This is a genomic window from Streptomyces huasconensis (assembly GCF_021028635.1).
GTDB lineage: Bacteria > Actinomycetota > Actinomycetes > Streptomycetales > Streptomycetaceae > Streptomyces > Streptomyces huasconensis.
The window spans coordinates 990,674-1,002,842 of the sequence record NZ_CP086119.1; the positions used below are offsets into that span (position 1 = coordinate 990,674).

Here is a 12,169-nt window from a genome sequence, read left to right on the forward strand (position 1 = left end):
GCGACGTTACTTCGGGATGTTCCTTTGAACTGCGCCCGAACACTAGGCCTTACCAAACCAAGTCCGCGACCCCCAGCGGGTTTTGGCGTTCATTCCGAAGGAAGCTATTGACTTGTTTTTCCGGGGCGGCCTAGCGTTCGGGCGCCGCCCCGTCGTTCTGGTGCACGGTGGCCGGCCCGTCCCCTTGGAGGCCCATCGCCATGCGCTCACTCAGGTCCGCGGCGGCAGCCCTGATCCTCCTCGCGGCCGTCCCCACCGCCCTCACCGGTTGCGTTCGTGAGGGCGGCCGCATCGACATGGGTCCCACCGGTGGCACTCCGGTCGAGGGCGGCACGGCGACGATGGCGCTCCCACCGGCCGCCACGCCCAACTGGATCTTCCCGATCAGCCCGCCGGGCTACGGCGGTTCGTACAACTACGGCATCCAGTCCCTGCTGTTCACACCCGTCTACGACGCCGTGCAGGACAAGGAGAAGGGCGAGCTGACGACGCACGGGCCCGGCACACTGGGCCTGGAGCCGAGGTACGGCGACGGCAACACGACCGTGACGGTGCCGCTGCGCAAGGGCGTGACGTGGTCCGACGGCACGCCGGTCACCGCCCGCGACCTGGAGTTCTGGTTCCGCCTCGTCAAGGCCAACAAGGCCGCGTGGTCCGCCTATTCGGTCGGCACGATGCCGGACAACATCAAGCGGTTCGAGACGCTCGACGACCACACCGTGCGGCTCCACCTGACCCGCGCCTACAACCCGGACTGGTTCACCGCCAACCAGCTCACCCTGATGCGGGCCCTCCCCCAGCACACCTGGGACGCGCGGACCGACGGCGGCGAGATCGGCGACTGGGACCGCACCCCCGAGGGCGCCACGGCGGTCTTCGCGCGGCTCACGAAGCACGCGAAGAGCCTCGGCTCGTACGGCTCCGACCCGCTCTGGCGGACGGTCAACGGCCCCTGGAAGCTGGCCGGCTGGCGCGACAGCGGGCAGGTCACGATCGTGCCGAACGAGAAGTACACCGGCCCGCGGTCCGAGCGCCCCCACCTGGACAAGGTGGTCTTCAAGCCCTTCACCACGGCCGACTCCGAGTACAACGTGCTGCGCTCCGGCGGCGTCGACTACGGCTACATCCCGCCGTCGGTGATGGCACAGAAGGAGAAGTTCGAGGCCAAGGGGTACCACGTCGATCCGTGGGAGGGCTGGGCGGCGACGTACATCGTCTACAACTTCAACTCCACGCGCGGCGGCCCGCTGATGGACCAGCTCTACATCCGGCAGGCCATGCAGCACCTCGTCGACCAGAAGGCCATGAGCGAGGTCATCTGGCAGGGCGGCGCGACCCCGACGCTCGGCCCGGTGCCCGTGACGCCGAAGAGCCAGTACCTCTCCGAGGCCATGGAGAAGAACCACTACCCGTACGACGTCGGCAAGGCCCGGCGCCTGCTGGCCACGCACGGCTGGCGCGTCGAGGACGGCACCGCCCGCTGCGTACGCTCCGGAACCGGCGAGGACCAGTGCGGGAAGGGCATCGGGAAGAACACCCCGCTCGAACTGACCCTGCTCTCCCAGTCCGGCTCGACCGAGACGACGAACATGATGCAGGAGCTGAAGTCGTCGCTGTCGAAGGCCGGCATAGAGCTGACGGTCCGTCAACAGCCGCTCAACTCCGTGCTCGGCAACTCCGTGCCCTGCACGGCGAAGGACCCCGGCTGCGACTGGGACATGTCCTTCTTCGGCACCGCCGGCAGCTGGTACTACCCCCTCAACCCCAGCGGCGAGCAGCTCTTCTCCACCGGAGCCTCCGCCAACTTCGGCAACTACAGCGACAAGAAGGCCGACCGCGTCATCCGGGCGGTGCAGTACTCCCCCGACATGAAGGCCGTGCACGAGTACGGCGAGTACCTGGCCGAGCAGCTTCCGGTGATGTGGATGCCCAATCCGGCCTACCAGGTCTCCGTCATCCGCAACGACCTGCGCGGCGTCTCGCAGAACCCGACCGTCACCTTCGCGCCCCAGCACTGGTACTACGTCAAGAAAGACGACGAGAAGCACGGTGAGAGGCAGGTCGAGAGGCACGTCGAGGGGCGCGTCGAGAAGAAGGGAGCCGAGAAGTGACCGGCTTCACCGGCTTTCTGGTCAAGCGCTTCCTCCAGGCGCTCGTCGTCCTCTTCCTGGTCTCCGTCATCGTCTTCGTGCTCCTGCACCTCCTGCCGGGCGGCCCGGCCCGCGCCATCCTCGGCCCCAAGGGCACGCCGCAGCAGATCGAGCACTTCAACCACCAGCAGGGGTACGACCGTTCGCTGCCAACGCAGTACGCGATGTACCTGAAGCGACTGCTCACCGGCGACCTCGGCGAGTCCTTCAAGCTCAACTCGCCCGTCCTGGACCTGCTGAAGCAGCGCCTGCCGAAGACCCTGCTCCTGACCGTCCTGTCCACCGCGCTCGCCGTCGCCATCGCCGTCCCGCTCGGCCTGCTCCAGGCCGTGCGGCGCGGCAAGCCTGCCGACTACGCGCTGACGGGCCTCGCCTTCCTGCTGTACGCGACGCCGGTGTTCTTCCTCGGCCTCGTCATGATCATCCTGTTCGCGCAGGTCATGCCGGTCCTCCCGGCGGAGGCGCCACAGGGGGAGACGATCGGTGAACTCCTCGGCGACCTCGCCGGGTTGGTGCTCCCGGTGGTCACGCTGGCCTTCGCCGTCATCGCGATGTTCAGCCGCTACATGCGCTCGGCGGTCCTCGACAACCTCACCGAGGAATACGTCCGCACCGCGCTGGCCAAGGGCCAGTCGAGCCGCCGCGTCGTGGTGCGGCACGTCCTGCGCAACGCGCTCATCCCGCTCGCGACGCTCCTCGGCCTCTACCTGCCGACGCTGTTCAGCGGCGCCCTCGTCGTCGAGTCGATGTTCAACTACCCCGGCATGGGGCTGCTGTTCTGGAACGCGGCGCAGGGCTCCGACTTCCCCGTCCTCCTCGGCGTGACCCTCGTCATCGGCGTCGCCACCGTCGTCGGCTCCCTGCTCACCGACATCCTGTACGCCGTCCTCGACCCCCGGATACGGAGCGTGGCATGAGCACCCCCGCCGCCCCTGTCGTCGCCCCCGGCCAGGAGGAGGCGGCGCGCGCCACGCCCTCCCTCGCCCGCCGCACCCTGCGGGTCTTCACCGGCAACAAGCTCGCCCTGACCGGCATGGTGATCCTGGCCCTGCTGCTCGCGTTCAGCTATCTCGGCCCGCTCCTGCACCCCACCGAGCAGATCCACACCGACCTGTCGCGGGCGAACCTCCCGCCCGGCAGCCCCGGCCACCTCCTCGGCACCACCGACCTCGGCTACGACATGGTCGGCCGCCTGATGGTGGCCGGCCGGACCTCGCTGGAGATCGGCCTGGCGGCGGGGCTGCTGGCCACCCTCTTCGGCACGGTCTACGGCGCGGTCTCCGGGTACTTCGGCGGCTGGGTCGACGCCGTGCTGATGCGGATCACGGACGCGGCGCTCGCCATCCCCGCGATGTTCCTGCTCGTCGTGGTCGCCGCCATCATCACGCCCAGCGAGGGCGTCCTCGTCGTGATCATCGCGGCGGTCGCCTGGCTCTCCCCCGCCCGCCTGGTGCGCGGCGAGGCCCTCTCGCTGCGCGACCGCGAGTACGTCCAGGCCATGCGGATGATGGGCGGCGGCGGCACCCGGGCCGTCTTCCGGCACATCGTGCCGAACGCCATCGGCACGGTCATCGTCAACTGCACGTTCCAGATCGCCGACGCCATCCTCTACGTCAGCTACCTCGCCTTCCTCGGCCTGAGCATCCCGCCGCCCTCGGCCGACTGGGGCTCCATGCTGTCCGCCGGCATCACCTACACCCAGAACGGCTACTGGTGGCTGATCTTCCCGCCGGGCATCGCGATCGTGCTGGTCGTCGCCGCGTTCAACTTCATCGGCGACGGGCTGCGGGACGCGTTCGAAGTCCGGCTGCGGAGCTGAGAGGAAGACCCCACCGATGACCACCACCGAGCCCCTCCTCACTCTCGACGGCCTGCGCGTCGACATCACCTCGCGCGAGCGCACCGTCCACGCCCTCGACGGCGTCTCGCTGACCCTCGCCCCCGGCGAGGCGCTGGGCATCGTCGGCGAGTCCGGCTGCGGCAAGACCATGACCGCGCTCGCCGTGCTGGGCCTGCTGCCGCCGGGCGGCGCCATCACCGGCGGACGCGTCCTGTTCGACGGCCGTGACCTCGCCACCGCTGCCGCGCCCGTGCTGCAGGACGTACGCGGCAACACCGTCGGCATGGTCTTCCAGGACCCGCTGACCTCCCTCAACCCGACCATGACGATCGGCACGCAGGTCGCCGAGCCGCTGCTCCTGCACCGCCCGGGCATCGGCCGCAAGGAGGCCCGGACCCGCGCCGAGGAGATGCTCCGCCTGGTCGGCATGCCACAGCCCGCCGAACGCATGAAGGCCTACCCGCACCAGCTCTCGGGCGGCATGCGCCAGCGCGTGGCGATCGCCATGGCCCTGGTCTGCGAGCCGAAGCTGCTCATCGCGGACGAGCCGACCACCGCCCTGGACGTCACCACCCAGCACCAGATCCTGGAACTCGTCGACGACCTGCGCGCCCGCCTCGGCATGGCGATGATCCTCGTCACCCACGACCTGGGCGTCATCGCCCACCGCGTCGACCGGGTCGCGGTGATGTACGCGGGCAAGGTCGTCGAACAGTCCGGCGTACGGGACCTCTTCGCCCGCCCGCGCCACCGCTACACCGAGGCCCTCTTCGCCGCGCTGCCCGAACGCGCGGCCGCGGCCGGCACGGAGCTGCACACCATCCCCGGCCTGCCGCCGAACCTCACGACGCGGCCCACGGGCTGCCGGTTCGCGCCGCGCTGCGCCTTCGCCACGGACCAGTGCCGCGCCGAGGAGCCGCCGCTCGCCCACGACGAGAAGCGGGGCGCCGAGCACCGGTTCGCGTGCTTCCACCCGGTGCCGGTGGAGGCCGCGGCCAAGGACGAGGTGGTGACCCCGCCGCCCGTGCCCCCGGCCGCCGCCCCCGGTGACGTACTCCTCGAACTCGACGCGCTCACCAAGGAGTTCCCGCTCAAGGGCGGCCCCTTCTCGCGCGGCCGCGGCACGGTCAGCGCGGTCGGCGGGGTGACTCTCACGGTCCGCAGGGGCGAGACCTTCGGCATGGTCGGCGAGTCCGGCTGCGGCAAGACCACGCTCGGGCGGATCGTCGCGGGACTGGAGGAGCCGACCTCCGGGACGGTGTACTTCGAGGGCGCCGATCCGTTGCGGATGTCACGGGCCGAACGGCGCGCGCACCGGCGCCGCGTCCAGCTGATGTTCCAGGACTCCACCGCCGCGATGGACCCGCGCATGCGGGTGGCCGACATCCTGCGGGAGCCGCTGGTCATCCAGGGCGCCGGCGGCCGCGCCGAGCAGGAGGAGCGGGTCGCCGGACTGCTCGACGCCGTCGGCCTGCCGCGCGGCGCGGTCCACCGCTACCCGCACGAGTTCTCCGGAGGGCAGCGCCAACGCCTGGGGCTCGCACGCGCGTTGACGCTCTCCCCCGATCTGGTCGTCGCCGACGAGCCGGTCTCCGCGCTGGACGTGTCGGTGCAGGCACAGATCCTGAACCTCATGCGGGACCTCCAGCGCGAGCACGGCCTGACGTACCTGTTCATCTCGCACGACCTGGCCGTGGTGCGCCACCTGGCCGACACGGTGGGGGTGATGTACCTCGGCAAACTGGTGGAGGCCGGGCCCGCGGAGAAGGTGTACGCGCAGCCGCTGCACCCGTACACGCGAGGGCTGCTGGAGACGGTGAACCTGGCCGACCCGGGGGCCGTCTCCACCGCCGGACGCGCGCCGCTCAGGGGCGAGGCGCCCTCCGCCGCGAAGCCCCCGTCCGGCTGCCGCTTCCGTACCCGCTGCCCCCTGGTCCAGGAGGTGTGCGCCACGACCGAGCCGCCGGTCAGCACCCCGAACGGCGAGGGGCACCAGGTGGCCTGTCACTTCCCGCCGGCCGCGCCTCGGCTAGCGTCGGCGAGGTGAGATTCGCCGACGCCCTTGCCCGCCGCCCGCTCGTGCTGGACGGCGGCCTCTCCAACGAGCTGGAGGCCGCCGGGCACGACCTGAGCGACGCCCTGTGGTCGGCGCGCCTGCTCGCCGACCGGCCCGACGCGATCGAGGCCGCCCATCGCGCGTACTACGAAGCGGGCGCCGACATCGCCATCACCGCGAGCTATCAGGCGACGTACGAGGGGTTCGCCCGGCACGGCATCGACACGCGCCGCACCTCGGAGCTGCTGCGCCTGAGCGTGGCCTTGGCGCGGCGCGCGGGCGGCGGACTGGGCCGCCAGGTGTGGGTGGCCGCGTCGGCGGGGCCGTACGGCGCGATGCTCGCCGACGGCTCCGAGTACCGGGGCCGATACGGGCTCTGCGTGGCCGAGCTGGAGCGTTTCCACCGGCCTCGGCTGGAGACCCTCGCCGCGGCGCGGCCGGACGTCCTCGCCCTGGAGACGGTCCCCGACACCGACGAGGCGCGGGCGCTGCTGCGCGCGGTGCGCGGCCTCGGCGTGCCCGCCTGGCTGTCGTACAGCGTCGCGGGGGACCGCACGCGCGCGGGTCAGCCACTCGACGAGGCGTTCGCCCTCGCCGCCGACGCCGACGAGGTGATCGCGGTCGGCGTGAACTGCTGCGATCCGCGGGACGCGGGGGCGGCGGTGGCGCTGGCCGCGCGGGTCACCGGCAAGCCGGTGGTCGTCTATCCGAACAGTGGCGAGCGATGGGACGCCGAGGCGCGGATGTGGCGCGGTCCCGCACGGTTCACGGCCGGTCAGGTGGCAGGTTGGCGGACTGCGGGGGCGCGGCTGGTCGGCGGCTGCTGCCGGGTGGGGCCGGAGACGATCGCGCGGGTCGCGTCGGAGCTGTCGGCGCCCGACCGGCCCGCGGGCCGGGACGTCTGAGCCCCGCGACAGAGCCGGGACACGGGCGTTCACCTGCGGGAACGCGACGCCGGAGGGTGACTGTCAGTGGTGGGGTGCAGACTGACGGATACCTGAGACAACGACGTCCGGAGGTGGCCGCCATGGCCGATGTTCTTCTGACCGTAGGCACCCGCAAAGGCCTCTTCATCGGCCGCAGGCGTGACGGCGCCGACGCCTGGGAGTTCGACGACAGCCCGTACTTCAACGCCCAGGCGGTGTACTCCGTCGCGATCGACACCCGGGGGCGCACGCCCCGCCTGCTGGTCGGCGGCGACAGCGCGCACTGGGGCCCGTCCGTCTTCCACTCCGACGACCTGGGCCGGTCGTGGACGGAGCCGTCGAAGCCCGCCGTGAAGTTCCCCAAGGAGACCGGGGCGTCGCTGGAGCGGGTGTGGCAGCTGCACCCCTCGGCCGCGGAGCCGGACGTGGTCTTCGCGGGCACGGAGCCTGCCGCGTTGTACCGCTCGGAGGACCGCGGCGAGAGCTTCACGCTGGTCCGCCCGCTCTGGGAGCACCCCACACGGTCCAAGTGGGTGCCGGGCGGTGGCGGCGAGGGACTGCACACCATCCTGACCGACGCCCGCGACGCCCGGGCGGTGACGGTCGCGGTGTCCACGGCGGGAGTGTTCCGCACGCTGGACGGCGGCGCGAGCTGGTCCCCTTCGAACAGCGGGGTCTCGGCGGTGTTCCTGCCGGAGCCCGACCCCGAGTTCGGGCAGTGCGTGCACAAGGTCGCGCGGGACGCGGCCGACCCGGACCGGCTCTATCTCCAGAACCACTGGGGGGTGTACCGCAGCGACGACGCGGGGGCGCACTGGGCGGACATCGGCGGCGGCCTGCCCTCCGACTTCGGTTTCGCCGTGGTCGCCCACCCGCACCGCGGCGGCACGGCGTACGTCTTCCCGATCGAGGCGGACAGCGACCGCGTCCCCGCGGGCCGCCGCTGCCGGGTGTACCGCACGGCCGACGCGGGCGCGAGCTGGGAGCCGCTGAGCGCGGGCCTGCCCCAGGGGGATCACTACGGCACGGTGCTGCGGGACGCCATGTGCAGCGACGGCAACGACCCGGCGGGCCTCTACTTCGGCAACCGCAACGGCGAGGTGTACGCCTCTGCGGACGACGGCGACAGCTGGCGGCTGCTCGCCTCGCACCTGCCGGACGTGCTGTGCGTGCGGGCCGCGGCCATCGGTTGATCGACACCGCCGGTACGGCAGTAGGGTGACGCCGTGGCACCACGACCCTTGCATGAGATCGTCGAACCCGGCTGGGCCAAGGCCCTGGAACCGGTGGCCGAACGGATCGCCGCGATGGGGGACTTCCTGCGCGCGGAGATCGCCGCGGGACGCACCTACCTCCCGGCGGGAGCGAACGTGCTGCGCGCGTTCCAGCAGCCCTTCGACGACGTCCGCGTCCTGATCGTCGGCCAGGACCCCTACCCCACGCCCGGTCACGCGGTGGGGCTGTCGTTCTCGGTCGCGCCCGAGGTGCGGCCGCTGCCGGGCAGCCTCATCAACATCTACCGCGAGATGAGCGACGACCTGGGGCTGCCCCCGCCGTCGAACGGCGACCTGACGCCGTGGACCCGGCAGGGCGTCCTGCTCCTCAACAGAGCGCTCACCACGGCCCCGCGCAAGCCCGCCGCGCACCGCGGCAAGGGCTGGGAAGAGGTCACCGAGCAGGCGATACGGGCGCTGGCGGCCCGCGGGAAGCCGCTGGTGTCGATCCTGTGGGGGCGTGACGCGCGCAATCTGCGGCCGCTGCTCGGACAGTTGCCGTCGGTGGAGTCCTCGCACCCCTCCCCCATGTCGGCCGACCGCGGCTTCTTCGGCTCGCGCCCCTTCAGCCGCGCCAATGAGCTGCTGGTCCAGCAGGGGGCGCAACCGGTGGACTGGCGGCTGCCGTGACCGAGCCGCGGCCGGTGTACGTCCTGGGGGTCGACTCGGGCGGCTCCGGGCTGCGGGTGGCGCTCGCCGTGCCGGACGGCGGTGTGCCGCGCCCCGTCCCGGCCGGGGAGCCGGTGCGCTCCGCGGAGCCGGTGCGCACGGGGCCACGCGGTATCGACGCCGCACATCTGCTGGGGCAACTGCTGCCCATGGCGCGGGCGTTGCTGGAGCGGGCGGGCGGCGGGCGGATCACGGCCGTCGCCGTCGGGGCCGCGGGCCTGGCGACGCTCGGCGAGGACTTGCGGGCCGAACTGCCGTCCGCGCTCGGCGAAGCGCTCGGCGTGCGGCGCGTGGCACTGGCCGCCGATGCCGTGACGGCTTACGCGGGCGCGCTCGGGGAGAGCCCCGGCGCGGTCGTCGCCGCGGGCACCGGCCTGATCGCGCTCGGCACGGACCTCACCGCCTGGCGGCGGGCCGACGGCTGGGGGCATCTGCTCGGGGACTGCGGCGGCGGCGCCTGGATCGGCCGGGCGGGGCTCGAAGCGGCGATGCGGGCGCACGACGGCAGGCGGGGCGGTTCACGGCCGCTCCTCGTGCGCGCTGAGCGGCTGTTCGGGCCGGTGGCGGGGCTGCCGGGCCGGCTCTATCCCCGGGCCGACCGGCCGGCGGTCCTCGCCTCGTTCGCACCGGAGGTGGCCGGCTGTGCGGCGGGGGACGCGGTGGCGGGCGCCATCCTGCGGGACGCGGCACGGCACATCGCGGAGGCCGCGGCGGCCGCCTACCCCGAGGACGCGGCGTGCGAAGTGGCGCTCACGGGCGGGCTGTTCAAGCTGGGCGAGCCGCTGCTCGTGCCGCTGCGCGAGGAGCTGGCGGCCCAACTGCCGCGGGCGCGGCAGGTCCCGGCGGCCGGTGACCCGCTGGACGGCGCGCTGCGCGTGGCCGCCGACATCGCTCTGGACCGGCTGCGGCTGCCGCAGGACGCGTGTCTGCTCTCCGTGCATTCTGCCCGCCCGGAAGGTGCATGAGGAAGGTGTCAGTTGACCTCTGCGTAATTCATCAGACAAAAACGGACTTATACCGCTCACCTGCACCCTCCCCGAACAGAGCGGCCGCGCGAGCCAGTAGCATGCGGGCGCATGAGCTCCTCCACTGGGCCCGCATCCGGCCTGCCCGTACGAATGCCGCGCCCCCGTCAGCCGGGCCGGCACCGCCGTCCGGAGCCCGTCGCGGCTCCTGAGGGCGCGCCCGCACTCGTCCTCGCCGTGCCGGGCGCCCCCAGCACCACCACGCGCGGCCTCGCCGAGGAAGTCGTGAGCATCGCCCGCTCCGAGCTGCCCGGCCTGGACGCCCGTATCGGTTACGTCGACGGTGAGGAGGACGCCACCGTCACGTCCTTCCCCGAGTTCCCCTCGCTCGGCTCCGTGCTCGTGCACGCGGCCGCCCAGCGTGCCGCCCGCGTCGAGCGTGCGCGTGCCGCCGCCGCCGAGGCCGGTGAGGCCGCTCCGGCCGCGCCGCAGGAGGGCCCCGTGGCGGTCGTCGTGCCGCTGCTCGCGGGCCCCGACAGCGCGCTGATGGACCGGATACGGCAGGCGGTCGTCGGCAGCGGTGCCGCGGCCGAGCTGGCCGATGTGCTCGGCCCGCACCCGCTGCTCGCCGAGGCGCTGCACGTGCGCCTGTCGGAGGCCGGGCTCGCCCGCGCCGACCGGGCGCGTCTGTTCACCGTCGCGACCGCGGCGGACGGCATCGTCCTCGCCACGGTCGGCGGCGAGGAGGCCGTCCAGGCCGCCGGGATCACCGGCATGCTGCTCGCCGCGCGCCTCGCGGTGCCGGTGATGGCCGCCGCGCTCGACCAGGAGGGTGCCATCGCGGCCACCGCCGAGCAGCTGCGCGGCTCCGGTTCGGCGCAGCTGGCGCTGGCGCCGTACGTGATCGGCCCCGAGCTGGACGCGGGTCTGCTCGACGCGGCGGCGAAGGAGGCCGGCTGTTCGGTCGCCGAGCCGCTCGGCCCGTACCCGGCGATCGGCAAGCTGGCGCTCTCGAAGTACACGACGGCGCTCGGCATCGCCCCGCAGCAGCCTTCGGGCGCGCCGGTGCACTGAGCCCCCGCGCACGTACGCCGATGGGCCCGCCCCGATGTGGGGGCGGGCCCATTCGCGTATGTGCGTGCGGATTCCGGCCTGAGCCCGTCGGTCAGCCGAAGATCACGCAGGAGGCGGCGGGCGCCTCGATGGAGCCGGACTTCCGGGGGAGCCCGGTGGCGTGGTCGACCGTGAACCAGGTGACGTCGCCGGAGCGCTCGTTGGCGGCGTACAGATGCCGCCCCGAGGGGTCGATGGCCAGGTCGCGCGGCCAGTGCCCGCCGCAGGAGACCGTGGCGGCGAGGCGGGGCGCGTCGCCGGCCTCGTCGAGCGCGAGGACTGAGATCACGTCCGCGCCGCGCGTGGCGGTCCACAGGAACCGGCCGTCGGGGGCGACGACGACCTCGGACGGGTAGACGTCGCCGTCCGGGACGTCGACGAGGACGGAGACCTCGCCGAGCGGCTTGAGCGTGCCGTCGGCGGCGTCCCAGGCGCAGACGGTGAGCGTGGGGGCGAGTTCGTTGAGGACGTACGCGCGGTCGCCGCGCGGGTGGAAGACGAGGTGGCGCGGCCCTGAGCCCGGGCGCAGCGCCACTTCGCGGTGGAGCGTCGGCCCGTCGTCGTCGAGCGCGCAGACGCGGACGGAATCCGTGCCGAGGTCGACGCTGACCGCCCAGCGGCCGCTGGGGTCGGCGAGGACCTGGTGGGCGTGCGGGCCCTGCTGGCGCTGCGGGTGGGGCCCCGACCCCGTGTGGCGCAGTTCGCCCGCGGGGGCCGCGAGGCCGCCGTCGGGGCGCAGCGGCACGGCGGTGACGCTGCCGGAGCGGTAGTTGGCGGTGAGCACGTGGCCGTCGTACAGGGCGAGGTGGGTGGGGGCCGAACCGACCGGCACGGGGCGCCCGAGGAGGTGCGGTTTGTCGCCGTCGAGGCGGTACGCGGCGAGGGCACCGTCCGACGTCTCGCTGACCGCGTAGAGGGTGTCGCCGGTGGGCGAGAGCGCGAGGTAGGACGGATCGGCGACGGTGTCCGTGGTGCTGAGGACGGTCAGCGCGCCGGTGTCCTCGTCGACGGCCGCGGTGAGGATGCCGAGCCCCCCGGCCGCGGTGAAGGACCCGATGTATGCCCGTCCGGCGCGGTTGTCGTCGCCCACTTCTGTCCCCTCTCGAACAGGGCGCCGCGTCCGTGGCGCCGCTCACGCGGCCGACGCTAGCAGTCGGTCTAGACCAGGTGGCGGCA

10 protein-coding genes are annotated in these 12,169 nt (G+C 73.0%); 9 read left to right on the top strand and 1 reads right to left on the bottom strand.

Annotated features, from left to right (window positions below; genetic code table 11):
- Positions 1–200 precede the first annotated feature (200 nt).
- From J2N69_RS04375 to J2N69_RS04415, 9 genes are all read left to right on the top strand, one after another.
- Positions 201–2,111 (top strand): peptide ABC transporter substrate-binding protein, encoded by a 1,911-nt coding sequence (locus tag J2N69_RS04375; RefSeq protein ID WP_230899555.1) that lies wholly within the window; start codon positions 201–203, stop codon positions 2,109–2,111.
- On the top strand, positions 2,108–3,067 hold the full coding sequence (locus tag J2N69_RS04380; protein ID WP_230899556.1) for an ABC transporter permease: 960 nt from the start codon (positions 2,108–2,110) through the stop codon (positions 3,065–3,067). Before J2N69_RS04375 ends, J2N69_RS04380 begins: the two co-directional genes overlap by 4 nt.
- Positions 3,064–3,969 (top strand): ABC transporter permease, encoded by a 906-nt coding sequence (locus J2N69_RS04385; RefSeq protein ID WP_230899557.1) that lies wholly within the window; start codon positions 3,064–3,066, stop codon positions 3,967–3,969. The genes J2N69_RS04380 and J2N69_RS04385 overlap by 4 nt, the downstream gene beginning before the upstream one ends.
- A 16-nt stretch (positions 3,970–3,985) precedes the next feature.
- Positions 3,986–6,037: an ABC transporter ATP-binding protein gene (locus J2N69_RS04390; protein ID WP_230899558.1), complete on the top strand. Its 2,052-nt coding sequence runs from the start codon at positions 3,986–3,988 to the stop codon at positions 6,035–6,037.
- Positions 6,034–6,951 carry a homocysteine S-methyltransferase gene (mmuM, locus tag J2N69_RS04395; RefSeq protein WP_230899559.1) on the top strand — a complete coding sequence of 306 codons (918 nt, stop codon included), beginning with the start codon at positions 6,034–6,036 and terminating at the stop codon, positions 6,949–6,951. The genes J2N69_RS04390 and mmuM overlap by 4 nt, the downstream gene beginning before the upstream one ends.
- Positions 6,952–7,073: 122 nt before the next feature.
- Positions 7,074–8,165, top strand: coding sequence for a WD40/YVTN/BNR-like repeat-containing protein (locus J2N69_RS04400; RefSeq protein WP_230899560.1), 1,092 nt, complete (start codon positions 7,074–7,076; stop codon positions 8,163–8,165).
- A 33-nt stretch (positions 8,166–8,198) separates the two neighbouring features.
- Positions 8,199–8,876: a uracil-DNA glycosylase gene (locus tag J2N69_RS04405; RefSeq protein WP_230899561.1), complete on the top strand. Its 678-nt coding sequence runs from the start codon at positions 8,199–8,201 to the stop codon at positions 8,874–8,876.
- Complete coding sequence (locus tag J2N69_RS04410) at positions 8,873–9,880, top strand: N-acetylglucosamine kinase (protein WP_230899562.1); 1,008 nt, start codon at positions 8,873–8,875, stop codon at positions 9,878–9,880. Before J2N69_RS04405 ends, J2N69_RS04410 begins: the two co-directional genes overlap by 4 nt.
- Positions 9,881–9,991: 111 nt before the next feature.
- Positions 9,992–10,954, top strand: coding sequence for a sirohydrochlorin chelatase (locus J2N69_RS04415; RefSeq protein WP_230899563.1), 963 nt, complete (start codon positions 9,992–9,994; stop codon positions 10,952–10,954).
- Positions 10,955–11,045: 91 nt separating this feature from the next.
- On the opposite strand, the gene J2N69_RS04420 is transcribed toward J2N69_RS04415, so the two are convergent.
- Positions 11,046–12,083 (bottom strand): lactonase family protein, encoded by a 1,038-nt coding sequence (locus J2N69_RS04420; protein WP_230899564.1) that lies wholly within the window; start codon positions 12,081–12,083, stop codon positions 11,046–11,048.
- Positions 12,084–12,169: the final 86 nt, after the last annotated feature.